The following is a 22,181-nucleotide window of genomic DNA, read 5'->3' as shown; positions in this document are numbered from 1 at the left end:
AATGAAATAACTGTTGGAGGACTAATGTCTAATATACAAACTCTACCTTTAGAGGATATTATGGGCGAGCGTTTTGGACGCTATTCAAAATACATTATTCAGGAACGTGCCCTACCTGATATTCGAGACGGCTTAAAACCCGTTCAACGACGCATCCTGTATTCAATGAATAAGGATGGCAATACTTTTGATAAAGCTTATCGTAAGTCTGCCAAGTCTGTCGGAAATGTTATGGGTAATTTTCACCCTCATGGAGACAGCTCGATTTATGATGCGATGATTCGCTTGTCGCAAGATTGGAAAATGCTTGAGCCTTTGATTGAGATGCACGGGAATAACGGATCGATGGACGGTGATCCACCGGCTGCTATGCGTTATACTGAAGCACGTTTGGCAGAAATTTCTTCGTATTTATTAAAAGATATTGAGAAAGATACGGTTGCTCATGCTTGGAATTTTGACGATACGGAAAAAGAACCAACTGTACTTCCCGCAAGCTTTCCTAACTTGTTGGTGAATGGTTCAACGGGGATTTCGGCAGGTTATGCAACAGATATCCCACCGCACAATCTTGGAGAAGTTATTGATGCGACAATCTATATGATTGATCATCCTAAAGCTGATGTTGAAAAAATCATGACTTTCATGCCCGGCCCCGATTTTCCGACAGGTGCCATTATTCAAGGGCGTAGTGAGATCAAAAAGGCATACGAAACAGGCAAAGGGCGCATTGCTGTCCGTTCAAAAGTAGAAGTTGAAAAACTTAAAGGCGGTCGTGAACAACTCGTTGTTACAGAGATTCCTTATGAAATCAACAAAGCAACTTTGGTTAAACGGATTGATGATGTGCGCGTAAATGCCAAAGTGCCTGGAATTTCTGAAGTGCGTGATGAATCCGATCGTGAAGGGTTACGCATTGCTATTGAGCTGAAAAAAGAAGCCAATAGTCAGCTGGTGCTTAACTACCTCTATAAAAACACAGATTTGCAAATTAATTATAATTTCAATATGGTGGCAATTGACAATATGACGCCACGTCAAGTCGGTGTTCTTCCTGTTCTGCGCTCTTATATTGCCCATCGTCAGGACGTTATTGTTAAGCGTTCAAAATTTGACTTGAGTAAAGCTGAGAAAAGATTACATCTGGTTGAAGGTTTGATCCGGATGGTCTCTATCTTGGACGAAGTCGTTGCTTTAATCCGTGCATCTGAAAACAAATCAGATGCTAAGGAAAACTTGAAAGTGAGCTATGCTTTCAGTGAGGAACAGGCCGAAGCCATAGTCACACTGCAACTTTACCGTTTAACTAATACCGACATCGTAACTCTAGAAAATGAACAAGCTGAACTTGAAGTTAAGATTTTAGAACTCCGTGCGATTATCAATGATGAACGTACACTTTATAACTTGATGAAACGTGAGTTACGTGAAGTCAAGAAAAAATTTGGCAAGGAACGACGTTCAGAACTACAAGATAATGTTGAAACGATAGAGATCGAGGCGCAACAACTGATTGCGGAAGAGGAAACGGTTGTTTCAGTTACGCGTGGTGGTTATATTAAACGCACATCACCACGTAGTTTTGCCTCTTCCAATGTTGAAGAAGTTGGTAAACGTGAGGATGACGAATTAATCTTTGTTAAAGCAGGCGCACGGACCACGCAGCACCTGCTGATGTTTACCAGTCTTGGAAATGTTATTTATCGTCCAGTCCATGAATTGTCTGATGTCCGCTGGAAGGATATTGGCGAGCATATCTCCCAAACTTTGAACAATTTTGCCAGCGATGAAGAAATTATCTTTGCACAAGTACTTGATAATTTTGAGTCTGGCGAAAATTACATGGTAGTCACTGCAGCTGGTCAAATCAAGCAAGTTGAACTTGATTCCTTTAAACCTTGGCGGACATACCGCTCTAAGTCAATGGTTTACGGGAAACTCAAAGGAGACAAAGACAGTATTGTAACCATCGCACCGATTGTTAAAGGTGATGAAGATGTGATGTTGATTTCTGAAAATGGCTACGCCCTTCGCTTTAACATCTCAGAAATTCCAGTTGTGGGGGCTAAAGCAACTGGTGTTAAGGCAATGAATCTTAAAGCAGGAGATTTGGTCAAGGCCGCCTTCTTTGTGCAAACAGACAGTTGGTACCTACTCACACAACGTGGCTTTATCAAGCGGGTAAAATCTGAGGATATTCCGGAAACAAGTCGAGCAAATCGTGGCCTACAGGTTTTACGTCCTTTGAAGACCAATCCGCATACCGTATTCTCAGCAGGCAGTGTGATCAATACTGATAAGACACCACTTTCAGAGACAGTTGATCTTTTCAGTCCTGCAGAAGCAGAAGATATGCCAACTGATAAGAGCCAGATTTTGGAGGTAACTTCAGCAGTGGGAAAAGTCTATCAAACAGAACTGACAGACTTGAATTTATCCGATCGTGCAAGCAATGGCCATCCCGTAGCCGAAGATATTGATCGTGTGATTGAAGCAAAAATAAAATAAAAATGATCCTCAATGAGGATTATTTTTTTATTTAGAAATACTGTCAAAATAAGCCTGATTTACAAGGGAAAAGTATATTCAAAAGATTTAAAAACAACTGTAAACAATAAGAAATTATGGTATAATAGAGACAGTGTTTATACATTGAAAGAGGAGAACATGGAAGATAAAAATATCATAAATGTCAATCTTGCTGAGGAGATGAAAACCAGCTTTCGTGACTATGCAATGTCAGTTATTGTGGCACGTGCCCTACCTGATGTACGCGATGGTTTGAAGCCGGTTCATCGCCGCATTCTTTACGGAATGAACGAGCTTGGTACAACGCCTGATAAGCCACATAAAAAATCTGCCCGTATTACCGGGGATGTCATGGGTAAATATCACCCACATGGAGACAGCTCGATTTATGAGGCCATGGTACGTATGGCTCAGTGGTGGAGCTATCGCCACATGCTGGTTGACGGACATGGGAACTTTGGTTCCATGGATGGAGATGGCGCTGCCGCTCAACGTTATACCGAAGCACGTATGTCAAAAATTGCCTTGGAAATGCTTCGTGACATCAACAAAAACACTGTTGACTTCGTTGATAACTATGACGGAACGGAACGAGAACCGGAAGTACTTCCGGCACGTTTTCCGAACCTTTTGGTTAACGGAACAACGGGGATTGCCGTTGGGATGGCGACAAATATTCCACCTCATAACTTAGGAGAAACAATTGATGCGGTTGACTTGCTGATGGAAAATCCAGAGGCGACAACACGTGATTTGATGGAAGTATTACCTGGGCCAGACTTTCCTACTGGTGCTCTAGTCATGGGTAAATCTGGTATTCGCCGTGCTTATGAAACAGGTAAAGGCTCAATTACGCTTCGTGCGAAGACAGAAATTGAGGAATTACCTGGCGGTAAGGAACGCATTGTAGTTACTGAGTTCCCTTATATGGTCAATAAGTCAAAAGTTCATGAGCATATTGTCCGTTTGGCACAAGAAAAGCGTATTGAAGGTATTACAGCCTGTCGTGATGAGTCAAGTCGTGAAGGTGTACGTTTAGTGGTTGAAGTCCGTCGCGATGCATCGGCACACGTGATTTTGAACAACTTGTTCAAACTTACACAACTTCAAACATCCTTTGGTTTTAATATGTTGGCCATTGAAAAGGGTACGCCAAAGATTCTGTCATTGAAACAAATCTTGACCGACTACATTGAGCATCAAATCGAAGTTGTAGAACGTCGTACACGCTTTGATAAAGCTCGTGCAGAAGCTCGTGCTCACATCTTAGAAGGTTTGCGTATAGCCTTGGATAACATTGATCGTATGATTACTATTATCCGTGAATCTGCAACAGATGCAATTGCTCAAAAAGCGATGATGGATGAATTCCAACTGTCAGACAAGCAATCGCAAGCTATCTTGGATATGCGTTTGCGCCGTTTGACAGGTTTGGAACGTGACAAGATTGAAAATGAGTATCAAGAACTTATTGCCTTGATTGCTGATTTGGCAGATATCTTGGCTAAACCAGAACGTGTTAAAGCTATTATTCGAGAAGAATTAGGTGAAATTAGACGTAAATTTGCAGACAAACGTCGCACAGAGCTTTTGGTTGGAGAAGTCTTGAATCTGGAAGACGAAGATTTGATTGAGGAAGAAGATGTTCTTATCACACTCTCAAATAAGGGATACATCAAACGTCTTAGCAATGACGAATTCCGTGCACAAAAACGTGGTGGACGTGGTGTTCAGGGCATGAACATGTCCGACGATGATTTTGTACAACATCTGGTATCAACAAGTACACACGATCATTTGCTCTTCTTTACTAATCTTGGACGTGTCTATCGGATGAAGGGCTATGAAATCCCAGAATACGGTCGTGCTGCTAAAGGCTTGCCTATCGTCAATCTTTTAAAACTTGATGAAGGTGAAAAGATTCAAACAATTATTAATGTTGTGAAGTCAGACGAAGAAAGATATCTGTTCTTTACAACACGTAAAGGCTTAGTCAAACGTACCAATACCCAACAATTTGCTAATATCCGAACTAACGGTCTCAAAGCTCTAAATCTTCGTGAAGGTGACGAGCTTATCAATGTTCTACTCACATCAGGCAAAGAAAACATCATTATCGGAACGCATAATGGCTTCTCCGTACGCTTTGAGGAAGCTGTAGTACGTGATATGGGCCGTTCTGCTACGGGTGTTAAAGGTGTCAGCCTGCGTGAAGGCGACTTTGTTGTTGGTACAGCGATTGTTCATGATGAACAGGAAGTCTTAGTGATTTCTGAAAAAGGTTTAGGTAAGAGAACGATTGCGAGTGAATATCCTGTTAAAGGTCGTGGTGGTAAAGGGATTAAAGTCATGAACATCACTGACCGCACAGGTAAACTTGCCGGTTTGACTGCTATCAATGGTGATGAAGATATTATGGTCATTACTGATACAGGTGTTGTGATTCGTACAAGTGTTGATAATATCTCACAAACGGGTCGTGCAGCGCAAGGAGTGAAAATCATGCGTTTGGATGATGATGCACAAATTGTGACATTTGCTCTGGTTGAACCTGAACAGGAAGAGGAAGAAATAAACGAGGCAGAGAGAGCTTCAAATACGGAAGAATAAAATGAAAAAATTATTTATATTCTTAACTGCAGCTGTCAGTATCTTTTTACTGGCAGCTTGTAGTTCAAATAAGGAGACCCGTGATCTTTTAGAGCAGCCAATCAAAAAAGATGCCACAACAATGGGAACCTACATCCAAGTCACTGTCTACGATAAAGGTAAGGAAAAAGCGGTTGAAGAAGCTTTAAATATCGCTGAGAAATATAACGATTGGGTATCTGTAGATCAAGCAAAGTCAGTTGTCGATAAAATCAATGACAATGCTGGTATTAAACCTGTCAAAGTAAATTCTGAAATTTATCAATTGATCAAGCTAGGCTATAACTATTCTGCTAAGGATATGGGTTATGATATTACTATAGGTCCTTTGAGCAAGCTCTGGAATATAGGCTTTCCTGATGCACGGAAACCTTCACAAGATGAGATAGACAAGGTCTTACCTCTGATTAACTATCAATTTATCCAGTTTAATGAAAAGGACAGTACCGTCTATTTAAGTCAAAAAGGTGCCCGCTTAGATTTAGGTTCAATAGCTAAAGGATATACAGCCATGAAGATGGTTGAAAGTCTTAAAAATAATGGCGTAACCACTGGTATTGTCGATTTGGGATCAAGTTCTATCTACGTGATTGGACATTCTCCACGTCAAACAAATGATGCGTGGACGATTGCTATAAAAGACCCAAATGATCCAGAAAAATCGCAGTTAGGAATTTTAAAAGCAAGTGATCAACATGTAAATACTTCTGGTATCTATGAACGTTATTTAGAAGTGGATGGGCATCGCTACTCTCATATTCTTAACCCTAAAACGGGTTTCCCATTTGACAATGATATTGCCAGTATCACTCTTTTAATTTCTGGTGATGATGTTACAAATGGTGATGGTTTATCTACTATGATTTACGCTATGGGAACCAAAAAAGGTTATGAATATGTCGAAAGCCTGAAAAATGTTCAAGCTGTATTTGTGGATAAAGATAACAAGGTCTATATTACGGATGGCTTAAAAGATAAATTTGACTTAACCAGTGAAAACTATAAGATCGGTCAAATTAAAGACTTAAAATAGAAAGAGGCAACATGGCGAAAAAAAGTAAGAGTTGGAAACGCGTGCTAGTCAATTTGCTTATTTTGGTTCTCTTTCTTGTGGGTTTAATCCTTGTTTTTAACAAACCTATCCGAAACTGGTTAATCGGCAGAAATACGGCGCATTATCAGATAAATAATGTGACGCGGGAAACGATTAAAGAAAACAAAGAAGTAAAGGGCAACTTTGACTTTGACAGTGTAGAGTCGATTAGTTTTGAACAAGTGGTACGTAACCAGTTAAACCGTCAACCCATGCCAGTCATTGGGGGCATTGCAATTCCAGATGTTGGCATTAATCTGCCAATTTTCAAAGGCTTAGCAAATGAGAACCTTGCTTTTGGAGCGGGTACGATGAAGGAAGACCAAGTGATGGGGCAAGGAAATTATGCTTTAGCCAGCCATAACGTCACTGGATTTAGCAGCGATGTTAGCCTACTCTTTACCCCGCTTGAACGTGCGAAAGAGGGGATGGTTATTTACGTCACGGACAAAAATAATATCTATCAATATCGTATCAACAAAATATCTGTCGTTTCTCCAGAACATTCAGAGGTAATCGATGATACACCAGGAAAAACGGAGATTACCTTGGTAACCTGTGCTGATCCAGAAGCTGTAAATCGAATTATTGTACATGGTACATTTGAGAAAAAAGTTGCTTATGATGCTGCGACACAAGAGATGAAATCTGCTTTTGACCGCAGTTATAATCAAGTACTTTAATAAAAATAAAAAAACTTCCAGAAATGCTCTGGAAGTTTTTTTCGATACTTTTATAAATCCTGTTTGCGAAGATAGAAAATACCAATGAGGCCGAAAACTAAGATTTCTATAATATGGTAACCAATACTGAAGAGACTGTTATTACTTACAAAGGTAGAACTAAAGTCTGAAGTTCCTACTTGTGCAAGGAAGAGGAAAAATAGACTCATTAAGACTGTTTGAAGAATGCGAGAGGTGAAATTAAAAGCAATGTATACAAATAAACCTGATGTTCTTCCGCGCGTGATAATAACGGCTAAAGCCATTGTTACCATCATAGCTACGAGTCCTAAAATATAAGAAAGAAGTCCCGTAAAAATATCGGCAGAATGAACGAGTAAGTCAAGCGATCGAAAGAGAGAAAAGACCGTTTCTTGGTTGAAGATAAAGAAGGTGACAAAGGGGACAACTAAGACAAGAAAAAGAGCAATTAATTGAGTCAAAATTGTTGTGCCAATTTTGACAAAGTAATATTTGACCCGAGAGACTCCACTTGCAATCATCAAACTCATGACCTTGTTTTTATAATCAATATTGAGCAGATGAAAAGGATATAAGAGGGAAAAGATAGCTAACCCAATGACGGCAAAGACAGTCGTAATCGAAAGAAAGGTGAGGAGGATGGGAAAGTTTTGAAAATCAATGTTTGTCAAACTGACAGCTAACCATGAAAAGTTAAGCAGTAAACTTAAAGAAATGAATACGGCAAGGACAATCATGTAAGTTTTATCCTTTATGTTTTTATACATTTCCATTTTAAAAATATTTTTGGCATTCATACTGAGCTCCTCCTATTTCACAAGTTCAATGAACTTGCTTTCTTTTTTTATCTGATAAAACTCAATATCTTGAGCTACAGCTTCCTTGAAGAATTCACGATACTTGTCTTCATTCATTTCAAAAATAGTCCAGTTTTCGGATTGTTGTGAAAACTTAACTTGTAACTCCGTTAGGAAGGTGTGAAGCGCTTGAGGCTGATTTGTTTGTACACGGTAAATATAGGTCTGATTCTTCTTATGAAGATCGAATTTTTCAACAAAATTACCATTTTCTAGGACTAAAACTTCATCGGCTAGAGTTTCAATGTCTTCTTGAACATGACTTGAAATAAGAATCATTCGTCCCTGTGTCTTTAAGTGAAGCAAGTAATGTTTAAACCATTCGACTGTTTTTTTATCTAAGCCACGGAAAGGCTCGTCAAAAATGAGAATATTCGCATCGCTCATCAGGGAAATCAGAAGAATCAACTTTTTATTCATTCCTAAAGAATAACGGCTTACTTTTTCGTTCAGGTTATCGTAAATATTTAATTCTTTAGCTAAGATGCGGGTTCTCTCTTCATCAAAATTTCCACGTAGCCCACCAAAGTAGCGAAGATTAAACCAACCTGAGTAATTTTTATAAAGTTCCATATCATCAAGAACAATACCGACAGAAGTCAGTACTTTGGGATTTTCTTTAATATTCTTCCCATCAATTTCGATGCTACCGGAATAGTTGGTAATAATATTAGTCAGCGTTTTAAAAAATGTTGTTTTTCCGACACCATTTCTTCCCACAATCCCATAAATTTTTCCTTGTTCAAAAGATACAGGGGATAAATTCAGGACATTGTGCGCTTGGTAAGAGAAGCGGAGGTTTTGGATGTTCAGCGTCATGTTTTTCCTTCTTTCATTTTATGAATAATTCTATCATGTGTGCGTTGCTTTTACAAGCCAATCCATAAAGTGTAATACCATATTTACAGCTTTGTTTATTGCGAGAATCATTACATTTAATGAAAAAGAATTTAGGGAAAACAGATGTGCAGGATAGGTCCTCTTTTGTTATAATAGGAGAGCAAGACTAGACTGGAATTGAGAGAATAAATGAATCCTTTATTAAATGGAATGAATGAAAAACAAGCAGAAGCAGTACAAACTACAGAAGGACCACTTTTGATTATGGCGGGCGCGGGTTCCGGAAAGACCCGTGTTTTGACACACCGTATTGCTTATCTTATTGATGAAAAAATGGTGAATCCTTGGAATATTTTGGCGATTACCTTTACCAACAAAGCCGCACGTGAGATGAGAGAACGTGCACTTAATTTAACCCCGGCAGCTCAAGATACATTAATTGCAACATTTCACTCTATGTGTGTCCGAATCCTCCGACGCGATGCAGATCATATTGGTTATAACCGTAATTTTACGATTATTGATCCAGGGGAACAAAAAACCTTGATGAAGCGTATTTTGAAAGAAGCTAACTTGGATCCTAAAAAATGGGAACCCAAAACGCTCCTTAATACGATTTCAAACGCTAAAAATGACCTTCTCGATCCCGAGGCTTACGAAGGACAAATCAATGCGCGTAATCCTTATGAGTTACTGACAGCCCGTGTTTATAAAACCTATCAGGCAGAACTGCGTAAAGCGGAGTCGATGGATTTCGATGATTTAATCATGCAAACCTTACGTCTTTTTGATAAAAATCCAGATGTTTTAGCCTATTATCAAGGTAAATTTCAATATATCCATGTGGATGAATATCAAGATACTAACCATGCGCAATATCAGCTCGTCAAGTTAATGGCTCAACGTTTTAAAAATATTTGTGTCGTTGGTGATGCTGATCAATCGATCTATGGCTGGCGTGGTGCAGATATGCAGAATATTCTTGACTTTGAAAAAGATTATCCCGATGCGAAAGTTGTTTTACTTGAAGAAAATTATCGTTCCACAAAAACAATCTTACAAGCTGCCAATAATGTGATAAACAACAATGTGAACCGTCGTCCTAAAAAATTATGGACTCAAAATAATGATGGGGAGAATATTCTTTATTATCGTGCCAACGATGAGCGGGATGAAGCAATCTTTACAGCTTCGACAATCAATGAGCAAGTGCAAGCTGGACGGAAATACTCTGATTTAGCAGTCCTTTACCGGACAAATGCACAGTCACGTACAATAGAAGAAGCCTTCTTGAAGTCTAATATTCCTTATAGTATGGTCGCTGGGACAAAGTTCTACTCACGTAAAGAAATTCGTGATGTGATCTCTTATCTTAACGTGATTGCAAATCCTCGAGATAATATGAGTTTTGAGCGGATCGTTAATGAGCCTAAACGTGGTGTTGGTCCAAGTGCTCTGGAAAAATTGAGAAACTTTGCGGATATGCAAGGTAAATCTTTAGCAGAATCAACGTTGGATATTACTTTATCGGATATTCGAGGCAAAGCAGCTGGCGAAATCTACAATCTTGGGCTAATTTTTGATTTCTTGCGTAGCTTCATTGAAACATCTAGTATCACGGAACTTGTCGAAGAAATGCTCGACCGCACGGGCTATATGAAGTTCCTGCGAATGCAAGCAAATCTTGAAGCTCAGACACGGATTGAGAATATCGAAGAATTTCTCTCCGTGACAAAGAATTTTGATGAAAAGTCAGAAGTACCACTAGATGAAATGACCGGAGAACCAATCAAGGAAACCGGTTTGGACCGCTTGAGTCGTTTCCTTAATGAAGTGAGTCTTCTTTCTGAGGTGGATGAATACGAAGAAGCGAGTGACGCGGTTACCATGATGACCTTACATGCTGCAAAGGGTCTAGAATTTCCTGTTGTATTTCTTATTGGGATGGAAGAAAATATCTTTCCACTTTCACGTGTTAATGATGATCCTGATGAATTGGAAGAGGAACGTCGTCTTGCCTATGTGGGAATCACGCGCGCCGAAGAATTTCTTTATATGACCAATGCAAATCAACGTGTGCTCTACGGTAAAACCAGCTATAATCGTCCGAGCCGTTTCATCTCTGAGATTGATGATGAGTTATTGGACTATGGAGGGATTGCACGTAAGGCCACTTCAAGCTTCAATGCTAGTTATAAAATGGCTGGAGGTGCGACACGATTTGGTACTGGCATGTCCATGACAGATGCTCTTCATCAACGTAAAGCTGCGGTCAATCCTGGAGCATCACGTGTGATTGAAAAAGCAGATGTAGCTACAGAAGATTGGACGATTGGAGATACTGCCGTCCACCGCAAATGGGGCGAAGGCATTGTGTTAGCTGTTACTGGAACCGGTAAGAATATGGAGCTGAAAATTAAATTTCCTGAAGTGGGTATGAAACGTCTTTTGGCTGCAATGGCACCAATTGAGAAAAAGGAGTAGTAAATGGATAAGAAGCGATGCAAGTGGTGTCTTTCTTCGGAGAAGATGATTCATTATCATGATACATATTGGGGTACTCCGGTCCATGACGATCAAGAGCTTTTTGCAAAACTCGTTTTAGATATGAATCAAGCAGGCCTCTCTTGGTCAACCATTTTAAACAAACAAGAAAGCTTCTATAAAGCTTATGATCAGTTTGAGATTGAAAAAGTAGCCAGCTATAGTAAGGAAAAGGAAGAAGAACTCCGCCAAAATGCGGGAATTATCCGCAACAAGCTAAAGATAGCAGCTGCAGTAAATAACGCTCAAAAAGTTTTAGAACTTCAGAAAGAATTCGGTTCTTTGGATAAATATATTTGGTCTTTCTCAGAAGGTCAAGTGTTGCAACATCAAATTACTGATGAGAGCCAAGTACCTGTTACCAATGCTTTAGCTGAAGCTATGTCTAAAGACATGAAGAAAAGAGGAATGAAATTTGTTGGTCCAACAATCATCTATGCTTATCTTCAAGCTGTAGGCGTGATTAATGACCATGCGGATTATTGTTTCCGTAATAAAGAGCTGTTGTAGAAAGAGGAGCGTCTGACATTTATCAGGCGCTTTTTGATGCTTCTTAATAATCAGCAAAATACTAAAGGTTAAGGTTTGAATTGCTTTGAGAACTCTTCCTTTTTTGATATGCTAATATTTAAAAAGGAGAAGAATATCTGTTTGGATTACGGATAAAATTTTAGGCTCCTTAAAGAAAATATAGAAAAAGGAACTCTATGAACACATCAGTCCCGCCAAATTGGCGGAAAAATTTTTATTTGTTTTTGATAGGTCAGCTCCTAACGGGCGTGACTTCAATGATTGTCCAGTATGCGATTATTTGGTATTTGACCCTTGAAACAGGTGAAGAATCTGTCCTTGCAATTGCTACACTTGTAGGTATGTTACCAATGGCGCTTCTAAGCCCGTTTGTTGGGCCATTCATTGACCGTATCAACAAGAAGTTCTTACTTATTTCATATGATGCTGTGGTGGCAGTAATAGCCTTGGGTCTTTTTATTTACGGGATTAATAATGATGTTTATCCACTTTGGATGGTCTTTGTGACTATTGGTATTCGTGCGGTTGCACAGACCGCTCAGATGCCAACAGTCCAATCTATTATGCCCACAATGGTACCAGAAGACGAAATTACTCGAGTCAACGGACAGTTCGGTATTATTCAATCTTTGATATTTATTGTTTCACCTGGGATTGGAGCTTTCATGGTAGCAACTATGCCGATTCATTGGGTTATTTTACTTGATGTGATTGGCTTCATTCTTGGTGCTGGAATGTTGCTTTTAGTCAGGATACCAGAAGTCGCTTCACAGGGCGAAAAGATCTCTGTGATTAGGGATGCGCTTGAAGGGTTTAAAATTCTCCGTGAGAATAAACCGATGTGGAAAATGACACTCATCGGTGCCCTATTTATGTTACTTTTTATGCCTGCAATGAGTCTCTATCCTCTAGTGACCACAAAATATTTTGGCGGCACGATTGTCCACGCGGGTTGGGTTGAAGTTCTATTTGCTGCTGCGATGCTGATTGGCTCTTTTGCTGTCGGTATTTTTGGAAAAACTAAGGACCGTATGCCCTGGATTATTGCGGCTTATCTTATCGTTGGCTTGAGCATTGGTGGTTCAGGCTTTCTTCCTGGCAATATGAACGGGTTTTGGGTTTTCCTTGTTTTGAATGTTTTTGCTGGAATTGTGGGACAGATTTATACCACAATGAATATGGCAATCACGCAGCAATCATTTGAAGCCCAATACTTAGGACGGGTTATGGGAATAGTCTCTGCATTGATGAGTATTGCCGGGCCAGTGGGGCTAATCTTCGCAGCTCCAGTAGCGGAATCCATAGGTGTTCAAAACATGCTTGTGATTGCAGGCTTTGGAGGCATATTAGCTGCAGCTCTATTATATTGTACGCCCTCAGTTCGGAACTATGATAAACATTTGCAAAGAAAGTTAGAAAATGAAGGACAATGAAATAAATATCAAATCAATAGTTGAAAGAGCTTCCTTATGATAAAATGAAAGTATCACAATAGCAAGTAAAAAAGAAAGAGGCGCTTATGGCTAACATACATCCTTATATTGCTCTTAACAATACCAAAGAAGCACTTGCTTACTATGAAGAAGTTCTTGGTGCAAAAAATATCCACCGTGTTCCTGTTGCTGCTGAACAGGCAAAAGAATTTGGTTTATCTGAAGAACAAGCAGCAGAAATGACAATGCACAGTCAGTTTGATATCTTAGGAACGACTATTATGGCAGCAGATAATTTTCAACATGAAGCTTTAAGTTATACAGGAATATCGATCTTATTAGATCTTAATTCAGAAGATAAAGAGGCGATGGCAGAAGCGCAGGAATTTTGGAAACACTTATCTGATTCAGGAAAAGTGACAATAAATATGCCTTTTGAAGAACAATTCTGGGGCGGCGCTATGGGCGATTTTACTGATAAATATGGCGTACGATGGATGTTGCATGCGCAACCTTACTCTAAACTTGGAGAAATGTAAAAACGGGCAAAGTTCACTTGTATTTTAACGTAGCAGAAAATGCTACGTTATTTTTATGTAAATATTTTAAATTGAAGCGCTCCTTTATCTGAAATAAGTCTGAAAAAGTGCTATAATTATGTATCTATGAATGGAATTTTAAATGTATATAAAGAAGCGGGCTGGACATCTTTTGATGTTGTTGCTAAACTTCGAGGAATTTTAAAAACAAAAAAAATCGGCCACGGAGGAACGCTTGATCCACAAGTGACAGGAGTTCTCCCTGTAGCTGTTGGTAAAGCCACTCGCCTTCTGGAATACATGGAAGAGGCGGGGAAAGTATACGAAGGTGAAGTGACAATCGGTTTCTCTACAGAAACAGAGGATGCTGAAGGTGAAGTCATTGAAACTACACCTGTGCCATCAACCCTCTCAGACGAAGAAATTGATGAGGTAATGACACGTTTTGTCGGGGAGATTCAACAGGTCCCACCTATGTATTCAGCAGTTAAAGTGAAAGGCAAGCGCCTTTACGAATATGCACGAGCCGGACAAATGGTTGAGCGTCCCATACGAAAGGTTACCATCAAATCATTTACGCGGACAAGTCCAGTGACTTTTGAAAAGGGCTGCGCACGATTTACGTTTCGTGTAGCTTGTAGCAAGGGTACTTATATTCGTACTTTGGCAGTTGATCTCTCTGATGCTTTGGGCTATGCGGGGCATATGTCTAAATTACAGCGGACTGCAGCTAACGGTTTGCATATTGCTGATGCAATGACTTTGGGGCAGATTGAGACTTTAGTTAAGGCTGAAAAACTTGATGAAATATTACAGCCAAATGAAGTCGCAGTCTCTGACTTACCGCGCCTTGATGTTACAGACGAACAAGCAGCAGCAGTACGCGTGGGTAAAAAGTTTGAAGAAGCTGAGTTTGCTAAGCTTGGCGAAGCCACACGTTTTGCTTTCTTTTATCAAGATCAATTGATTGCTGTCTATATGAGACATCCCGAAAAACCAGGAATATTAAAACCAAATAAGGTAATAAATTAAAATGAAAACTTTATATTTTGACGAAATTGAAAATTGGACTGAACCGACAGTTCTTGTCTTGGGCTATTTTGATGGTTTACATCGTGGTCACCAAGCTTTGTTTGCTGAGGCAAAAAAACTCGCAGCTGTTCTAAATTTGAAGATTGCCGTCTTAACTTTTCCAGAAAAACCGACACTTACTTTTCAAAAATTTGAACCAGATATGTTGCTTAAGTTAACAAGTGATAAAAAACGAGAAGCACTTTTTGCAGAAAATGGGGTGGACTATCTAGTTTTTAAAGATTTTACTTCAAGTTTTGCTAAACAAACAGCAGAAGAATTCTCTAAAAATGTAGTGGAAAAATTCTTACCGAAAATTGTTATTACAGGCTTTGATCATAAAACGGGCTCAGACATGACACAACTCAAAAGCAATGATCAATATAAAGTGGTCGTTATACCAGAAGTTGCAGATGATGAAGGAAAAATTTCCTCTACTCGGATACGTGAACTTGTAAAAACTGGAGATATTGAAGCAGCAAACGAGCTTTTAGGTTATCCTTATGAGACAACTGGAATTGTGGTGCATGGTTTTGCACGTGGCCGAACAATCGGCTATCCAACTGCTAATCTAGCGATTAAAGACTTTATTCATCTCCCATCAACTGGTGTTTATACGGTAGATGTTCTTTGGGAGGGCCAACGTCAACGTGGCTTTGCTTCAATCGGCTATAATGAAACTTTTAATGGCAAAGAAAAAACAGTCGAAATCCATATTTTTGATAAAGATTTGGACTTGTATGGAGAAAACTTAACGGTTCTCTGGCTAGATAAGATTCGTGAAATGATTAAATTTGACAGCATTGAAGCTTTGATTGTTCAGATGAAAGATGACGAAGAAAAAGCACGGCAATATAAAGTAAAAGAAGCCTAATTTTGATTAGGTTTTTCTGTTACCCTTTACTTGGTTCACCAGTTGGTGGGTAAAAGGTTGAAACGTTAATCCAAGCAGAAAGAGCCAGATTGTGATATACTTAATAAGAACAATTTTTAAGGAGAACATTAATAATGTCACGTAAACCTATTATCGCTGGTAACTGGAAATTGAATAAAAACCTCAAAGAGGTTAAAGAATTTATCGCTAACATTGACGGTAAATTGCCATCAGAAGACAAAGTAGAAGTTGCTATTGCAGCTCCTGCACTTTACCTTGTATCAATGGTACAAGAACGTGGAAATAATCCACTTAAAGTTGCAGCAGAAAATGTTTACTTTGAAAATTCAGGTGCCTTCACTGGGGAAATCGCTCCAGCTATGCTTGCAGCAGAAGGAATCGAATACTCAGTAATCGGTCACAGCGAACGTCGTGAGTACTTCCACGAAACAGACGAAGACATCAACAAAAAAGCTAAAGCTCTTATCGCAGCTGGTGTAACACCAATCCTTTGCTGTGGTGAAACACTTGAAACTTTTGAAGCTGGTAAAACAGCTGAATGGGTTTCAGCTCAAATCGAAGCTGGTCTTGCTGGTATCGACGGTAAAGATGTTGCAAACATGGTTATCGCTTACGAACCAATCTGGGCTATTGGTACAGGTAAAACTGCTACTGCTGAAATCGCTGACGAAACTTGTGGTGTTGTTCGTTCAACAGTTGAAAAACTTTACGGAAAAGAAGTTTCAGATGCTGTACGTATCCAATACGGTGGTTCTGTAAAACCTGAAACAGTTGCTGAACTTATGTCTAAAGAAAACATTGACGGCGCTTTGGTTGGTGGAGCTTCACTCGAAGCTGATTCATTCCTTGGCTTGCTTGAAATTTACAAATAAGATTAACATGCATAATAAAAAAAGGGAACCTTTAAGGTTCCTTTTTTTATTTCATATAGTATTATTTACACTCATCTCTTCTTCAAATAATCCGAGTAATATTCCTTAAGGAGATTGATAATCTGCTTCCCAATCAAGTAATAATCCTCTGTAGGTAAGTTGGCTTGAGAGATGCGGAGTGTTCCGCTAGAAGCACCAAAACCTGTCCCGTCCATCAAAACAACGCCATTTTTGTCGGCGAGATTGAGCAAGAACTCTAAGTAATCAAAGTTTTCTTCCAAATAGATACGGAATTTTTTACCAAAACGGATTTCGGCAAGTTGGTAAATATCTACGAGCGTATAATATTTAGCATTCTCTTTCGAGTTGTCTGGCTCTAATTTCATGGCTTTAAGCAAATCTTGATAACGTTCATCAATAAGAGCATCACAAGCTTCAAAGTAAGGATCTGCCTCTTTACGATGAATCAAATGCGTAAAGGCAAAAAGAACTTCCATGATTTGTTGTGGTGTAGAGAGGCCAGCCGTATGATAGAGACCAACAGAACGTGAATCCGCAACAATACGTTCGATAAATGGTAGCTCTTTAGTGTCATGTGTTACAATATCATAGCGCTTGTCGAGTTTCTCAATATCCTCAGGATCAAGCTCAGAGATAAGACGGTCAAAGACATTATCTTCCTGCATGGCAATAAGCCCTAAACGCCAACCTGTTGCACCAAAAAGTTTTGAGAAAGAATAAACGAGAATGGTATTATAGGGAACAACACTATAGACAGATTGGAAATCTTGAACGAAAGTTCCATAGACATCGTCTGTAATAATGATGAGATCCGGATTTTTTTCAACAGCTCGTTTTAAAGCGTCAAGTGTTTCTTGACTGAAAGCTTTAGAACCTGGATTTGATGGATTAACTAAGAAGAATGCCTTGATTTCAGGATCTGATAATTTTTCGATTTCTGTTTCGGGAATGCTCCAATTGTCGCTCTCATCAGAAGTAATTAATGTTTCAACCAGATTGAATTCACTTAAACCAGGAAGTTGCAAGTAAGGTGTAAAGATAGGTGTGTTAATAGCTATTTTATCACCCGGCACAACTAATTTATTGCGCTTGAGTGAGTTGAAGATATAGACAATCGCAGCTGTACCGCCTTCCGTTGGGAAGATTTGTGTCTTATTTTCGAGATGAACGCCATTATACAGAATTTTTTCCATAAAACGATTCAAGACAATTTCGGTATTTCTCAGACAGCGGCTAGGAACAGGATAATTATTTCCGATAGCACCATCGATAAATTCCTTAATCACATCGTCAATATTTAGTTTAAGATCAATTTCGATATAGTCCATGACATCAATCAAGAATTTATCAATCTCATCATCGTCAGGTTCTAAGAAAGCCTCAAAGCGTTGCCCAATACCTTTCAATGTTGTGTATCCAGCCATATCAGCTTTTTCAATCGTACGAAGGGAGTCTTTAATACCAAATTCAATCAAGCGATTAAAGGCTAAACGTGCTTTTGTATTAATCCAGTTTGGATTGCCGCGACCGGCATTCAAAAAGATATTGGCTTTTTTATTTTTTTCTGCCAGTTTAAGCATTTCAAAGCTAACTTCAAAAGCTCCTAAACCGGTATAATCAGTAATGGTAACTTCTTTTTCCATGTGTTCTCCCATTTAAATTTATTGAACTTTTGTTATTAATTATAACACAATAAATAGAAAACAAATTGACTCAAATAGTCTAAAATGATAAAATTTTCGCTCGTTTTTTGTTACAATAGTAAGATATGAGTTTTTACCAGTAAAGGAGAGCGGCAAGATGGCATATTTACTTATTTTGAGTGCTGCTGTTACCTTATATTTTGCTTTGGGCTACGTTAGAGCCACACTCAAAGGCTGGGTTATTCCCAATAAAGTAACTTGGTTTCTCTGGGCTTTAGCGCCAATGATTGCTTTTTTTGCCACCTTTTCTTCGTCGGGGTTTAGCCTTGGTCAAATTCCTGTTTTTATGGCTGGCTTTACGCCCTTGCTTGTTTTTGGCGCTTCCTTTATAAATAAGCAGTCTTTTTGGAAAATAACCTTTTTTGACTTGTCCTGTGGAATAGTTTCACTGACCACCTTAGTCATCTGGTATTTGACACAGAATTCTAATCTGGCGATTTTATTGGCCATCATGAGTGATGCTTTAGCAGCTTTGCCTACCTTGATTAAAGCTTGGAGATATCCTGAAACTGAAAGCATTAAGCCCTTTGCTGCGGGAATAGTGACCACGGGAATTGCCCTTCCCGCTACAAGTACTTGGGATTTTGCACATCTTGCTTTCCCTGTTTATCTTTTTCTATTAAACATCTTAATGACAGTGATTTTAAAAGTGAAAGATAAGTCGATAAAAACTAGCGTAAAATGAAAATTTGTAAAAATCATAGAAACAAATAATGAAGAGGAAATAAAGTGAAAAAGAACGAAACAAAAGCAGCTTATGTACATATCCCTTTTTGCTCACATATTTGTTACTATTGTGATTTTGCTAAAGTTTTGATGACGGGACAACCGGTCGAAGCCTATATTGATGAGTTGCTCAAAGAATATGATAGTTATGATATTAGTAGTTTAAAAACGCTTTATATTGGAGGTGGGACACCGAGTGTTTTACCTGCAGATCAGCTTGAAAAATTACTCACGCATCTGACAAAAACGCTTGATTTAGAAGAACTTGAAGAGTTCACAGTGGAAGCAAACCCTTCTGATTTAACAGATGAAGTCCTTGCTGTTTTAGCGAATTCGCCTGTGAACCGCATCTCACTTGGTGTACAATCGTTTGATGATAAACTCTTGAAAAAAATTGGGAGAACACATACTGAAGCACAAGTTTACTCTTCAATAGAAAGACTACGTGCTGCTGGATTTGAAAATATCACAATAGATTTAATTTATGGCTTACCGAACCAAACGATGGAAATGGTTGAGCGGGATGTTCAAAAATTCTTAGAATTGGACCTTCCCCATGTTGCCTTATATAGCCTGATACTAGAAGATCATACAGTATTCATGAATCGTCAACGTCGTGGACGCCTCCGTTTACCATCTGATGATCGCAATGCGGATATGTATGAGTATATTATTGAAATGCTGACTTCTAAAGGTTATTCGCATTATGAAGTTTCAAATTTTGGAAAAATCGGCTATGAAAGTAAGCACAATATGACATATTGGGACAATGCGGAATACTATGGCATTGGAGCTGGAGCTTCAGGTTATCTTGATGGCATTCGTTATAAAAATCATGGACCTGTTCATCATTATTTACGCGAGGAAAATAAACGTGTAAATGAAGAAGTATTGACAAGAAAACAAAGGATTGAGGAGGAAATGTTTCTGGGCTTACGCAAAAAAAATGGCGTATCCATTGAATGTTTCCATAAAAAGTTTGGTCAAACACTTGAAGAAGTTTATGGCACAATTATTGAAGAATTGGCGTTTCAAAAAATGTTGTTTGAAGCTGATGGACGGATTCAGATGACGGAAAAAGGATTTGAATTAGGAAATGAAGTTTTTGAGCGTTTTTTGTTAGATTAAGTATGCATATCTGAAAGATATTGTTCTAATCTATGTTACAATAGTGTGAATGAAGAGTGAAAATAGTAATATGAGAAAAAAACTTACCCCTCTAGCAACCATGATTGTTGCTGGAATTTTTACTGCTCTGGTCTTTGCTTTTGGTAACCTAAGATACCAGGTTCCCGAAATGGCAGCGACGCATGAAAAAGAAGAAACGGTGGTTGTAAATAAATCATTAAGCAATGATGATGTTGATTTGAACCGTTTTGTAGTAGATATCTCCGCATGGCAACGCCCAGAAGATATTGATTATAATTTAATGAGTCAAGAAGTCATTGGTGCTGTCGTACGTGTACAGACAGGAAAGTCAAGTAAGGACAATGCAGCAGCTTATAAAAGTGGTGAAGATCGTCAATTTAAAACGCATATGAGCGAATTGCAAAAGCGTGGTGTTCCTGTTGCTGTATATGCCTATGTCAATGGTAAAAATGTTGAAGAGATGAAAGAACAGGCACGTCTTTTTTATGAGCGGGCTCATCCTTTTAAACCAACGTATTATTGGCTGGATATTGAAGAAGTCAGCATGGATAACATGAGCGAAGGTGTGGATGCTTTCCGTGAGGAGCTTAAGAGCCTAGGTGCCAAGAATATAGGTATCTACGCGCAAGATTGGTTCTTGACTGACCATAAGATTGACTCTAGCCATTTTAGTTCAATTTGGATGGCTGATTATGGTCGAAATACCGGGATGTGGGATACATCTCCTAAAACAGATTTGAACTATGACATGCACCAGTTCACGGACCGCGGACAATTGTCGAGCTATGGTGGACATTTAGATTTAAATATGATTCGTACGCAAGAACAGTACGATAAACTTTTTAGAAATCCCTAATCTAATAAAGGGAAGTAGCAGTAGACGAAAGTCTATTTTCTTTATGTTGTTTTTGAGACAAGAAGAAACAAACATTGAACGAGTAATAAGATAAAATCAGGAGCGAAGATGGCAAAGAAAAAACAAACAGGTTTGAAAGCAGGGGCAGGGATTCTAGGAACAGTTGTCGTTCTTGGTTTAGGATTTCTAAAGTCGAATCCCGAAATATTGTCGACAGTCACAGGAACACCATCACTGAATCAGCCAGCGCAAAGCCAGCAACTTAAGAATTTTAGCAAGGTAGATTATGGCAGTGTCAAAGACAAAGTGCCGACACAATCTTTAGCACAATCAGTTTTGACACCTTCAATTAAAAAGAACCTCAAAGATTCAGTCACTTATAATGGAACTGGTGCCTTTATTGTCAATGACAATAAAACAGACTTGAATGCTAAAGTTAACAGTGCACCTTATGTTCAACTGGCAAAACAAGATGCTTTAGGTCGTCCCAAACTTGCCAATGCACTCCTCAACAAGACAAGCCGCCAGTACAAAAACCGTTCAGAAACAACGGGAGCAGATGGAAAGTCCAACAGTGCGAAAATAAATCCTGTAGGCTGGAAACAACTCATGATTCCCTCTGGTTCATACAGCACACTCTATAATCGAGGACATTCAATTGGCTACGCGCTAGCTGGAAATATTAAAGGCTTTGATGCTTCTGAAGCAAATCCACAAAATATCAGTACACAAACCGCTTGGGCCAATCAGGCAAGTAATGGCAACGAGGAAAATACAGGGCAAAACTATTATGAAGGTTTAGTGCGTAAAGCGCTCGATAAGAATAAAACAGTCCGTTATCGTGTAGAACCTATGTATGATGGGAATGATCTCGTTCCCTCAGGGACGCATATGGAAGCCAAGTCGAAAGATGGAAGCTTAGAGTTTAATGTTTTCATTCCAAATGTGCAGCCAGGTATTCAAATTGATTATGCTTCAGGCAAGGGCATGATTTTGCAGTAGGAGAGTAGATTCCTGTTTGAATAAAATAAAAACGTAGAAACAGAGTTTTAGTTTCTACGTTTTTATGTCTTTGAGAAAGAAAGACTAAATCTTATCGTATTGATCTAAACCGTAACTCTCAATCATTTGAATGAGCTTTTCAGTATAGGCTGGGTCAGTTGCATAAC

General features: G+C 38.9%; 18 protein-coding genes and 1 pseudogene. 15 read left to right on the top strand and 4 right to left on the bottom strand.

The genetic code is table 11. From position 1 onward, the window contains the following. The first annotated feature begins 24 nt into the window (after window positions 1-24). From parC to LACDD01_RS03900, 4 genes are all read left to right on the top strand, one after another. A complete protein-coding gene (parC, locus tag LACDD01_RS03915; protein WP_061413270.1) occupies window positions 25-2,508 on the top strand; it encodes a DNA topoisomerase IV subunit A in 2,484 nt (827 codons plus the stop codon). 159 nt (window positions 2,509-2,667) lie between these two features. Next, entirely contained in the window at window positions 2,668-5,139 is a 2,472-nt protein-coding gene (gyrA, locus tag LACDD01_RS03910; RefSeq protein WP_019292491.1) for a DNA gyrase subunit A, read from the top strand. Between the two features lies 1 nt (window position 5,140). After that, window positions 5,141-6,211 (top strand): FAD:protein FMN transferase, encoded by a 1,071-nt coding sequence (locus tag LACDD01_RS03905; RefSeq protein ID WP_061413269.1) that lies wholly within the window; start codon window positions 5,141-5,143, stop codon window positions 6,209-6,211. Window positions 6,212-6,222: 11 nt separating this feature from the next. Further along, window positions 6,223-6,954 carry a class A sortase gene (locus tag LACDD01_RS03900; protein ID WP_061413268.1) on the top strand — a complete coding sequence of 244 codons (732 nt, stop codon included), beginning with the start codon at window positions 6,223-6,225 and terminating at the stop codon, window positions 6,952-6,954. Window positions 6,955-7,004: 50 nt separating this feature from the next. On the opposite strand, the gene LACDD01_RS03895 is transcribed toward LACDD01_RS03900, so the two are convergent. Further along, on the bottom strand, window positions 7,005-7,772 hold the full coding sequence (locus LACDD01_RS03895) for an ABC transporter permease (protein WP_061413267.1): 768 nt from the start codon (window positions 7,770-7,772) through the stop codon (window positions 7,005-7,007). Window positions 7,773-7,784: 12 nt separating this feature from the next. After that, window positions 7,785-8,651: an ABC transporter ATP-binding protein gene (locus LACDD01_RS03890; RefSeq protein ID WP_061413266.1), complete on the bottom strand. Its 867-nt coding sequence runs from the start codon at window positions 8,649-8,651 to the stop codon at window positions 7,785-7,787. A 210-nt stretch (window positions 8,652-8,861) separates the two neighbouring features. Here LACDD01_RS03890 and pcrA point away from each other — a divergent pair, with 210 nt between their 5' ends. The 7 genes from pcrA to tpiA all read left to right on the top strand — a co-directional run bounded on the left by pcrA (window position 8,862) and on the right by tpiA (window position 16,557). Next, complete coding sequence (gene pcrA / locus LACDD01_RS03885; protein WP_061413265.1) at window positions 8,862-11,156, top strand: DNA helicase PcrA; 2,295 nt, start codon at window positions 8,862-8,864, stop codon at window positions 11,154-11,156. Window positions 11,157-11,159: 3 nt separating this feature from the next. After that, on the top strand, window positions 11,160-11,726 hold the full coding sequence (locus tag LACDD01_RS03880) for a DNA-3-methyladenine glycosylase I (RefSeq protein ID WP_061413264.1): 567 nt from the start codon (window positions 11,160-11,162) through the stop codon (window positions 11,724-11,726). A 197-nt stretch (window positions 11,727-11,923) separates the two neighbouring features. Further along, window positions 11,924-13,180, top strand: a complete 1,257-nt coding sequence (gene mdt(A) / locus LACDD01_RS03875; RefSeq protein WP_061413263.1) for a multidrug efflux MFS transporter Mdt(A) — start codon at window positions 11,924-11,926, stop codon at window positions 13,178-13,180. A gap of 86 nt (window positions 13,181-13,266) precedes the next feature. Further along, on the top strand, window positions 13,267-13,719 hold the full coding sequence (locus LACDD01_RS03870; protein WP_061413262.1) for a VOC family protein: 453 nt from the start codon (window positions 13,267-13,269) through the stop codon (window positions 13,717-13,719). A 126-nt stretch (window positions 13,720-13,845) separates the two neighbouring features. After that, window positions 13,846-14,751 (top strand): tRNA pseudouridine(55) synthase TruB, encoded by a 906-nt coding sequence (gene truB, locus LACDD01_RS03865; RefSeq protein WP_061413261.1) that lies wholly within the window; start codon window positions 13,846-13,848, stop codon window positions 14,749-14,751. 1 nt (window position 14,752) lies between these two features. After that, window positions 14,753-15,664, top strand: coding sequence for a bifunctional riboflavin kinase/FAD synthetase (locus LACDD01_RS03860; protein ID WP_061413260.1), 912 nt, complete (start codon window positions 14,753-14,755; stop codon window positions 15,662-15,664). Window positions 15,665-15,798: 134 nt separating this feature from the next. After that, window positions 15,799-16,557 carry a triose-phosphate isomerase gene (gene tpiA, locus LACDD01_RS03855; protein ID WP_004258230.1) on the top strand — a complete coding sequence of 253 codons (759 nt, stop codon included), beginning with the start codon at window positions 15,799-15,801 and terminating at the stop codon, window positions 16,555-16,557. Window positions 16,558-16,628: 71 nt separating this feature from the next. On the opposite strand, the gene LACDD01_RS03850 is transcribed toward tpiA, so the two are convergent. Continuing rightward, the gene (locus LACDD01_RS03850) at window positions 16,629-18,221 is read right to left on the bottom strand and encodes a bifunctional aspartate transaminase/aspartate 4-decarboxylase (RefSeq protein ID WP_019294126.1); all 1,593 of its coding nucleotides are present in this window, start codon (window positions 18,219-18,221) and stop codon (window positions 16,629-16,631) included. 157 nt (window positions 18,222-18,378) lie between these two features. On the opposite strand from LACDD01_RS03850, the gene LACDD01_RS03845 reads away from it, so the two are divergent. From LACDD01_RS03845 to LACDD01_RS03830, 4 genes are all read left to right on the top strand, one after another. Beyond that, the gene (locus LACDD01_RS03845; RefSeq protein ID WP_061413259.1) at window positions 18,379-18,966 is read left to right on the top strand and encodes a hypothetical protein; all 588 of its coding nucleotides are present in this window, start codon (window positions 18,379-18,381) and stop codon (window positions 18,964-18,966) included. Window positions 18,967-19,010: 44 nt separating this feature from the next. Beyond that, window positions 19,011-20,135, top strand: a complete 1,125-nt coding sequence (hemW, locus tag LACDD01_RS03840) for a radical SAM family heme chaperone HemW (protein WP_061413258.1) — start codon at window positions 19,011-19,013, stop codon at window positions 20,133-20,135. Between the two features lie 70 nt (window positions 20,136-20,205). Beyond that, window positions 20,206-21,012, top strand: a complete 807-nt coding sequence (locus LACDD01_RS03835; RefSeq protein ID WP_019292139.1) for a GH25 family lysozyme — start codon at window positions 20,206-20,208, stop codon at window positions 21,010-21,012. 108 nt (window positions 21,013-21,120) lie between these two features. Next, window positions 21,121-22,014, top strand: a complete 894-nt coding sequence (locus LACDD01_RS03830) for a DNA/RNA non-specific endonuclease (RefSeq protein WP_061413257.1) — start codon at window positions 21,121-21,123, stop codon at window positions 22,012-22,014. 84 nt (window positions 22,015-22,098) lie between these two features. Here the strand turns inward: LACDD01_RS03830 and LACDD01_RS12290 are convergent. Next, window positions 22,099-22,181 (bottom strand): annotated as a pseudogene (locus LACDD01_RS12290) (N-acetyl-muramidase); the annotation flags it as partial.

The organism is Lactococcus sp. DD01 (assembly GCF_001578715.1).
In the GTDB taxonomy this organism is placed as follows: Bacteria; Bacillota; Bacilli; order Lactobacillales; family Streptococcaceae; genus Lactococcus; species Lactococcus petauri.
This window is presented reverse-complemented; position numbering and strand designations above follow the sequence as displayed.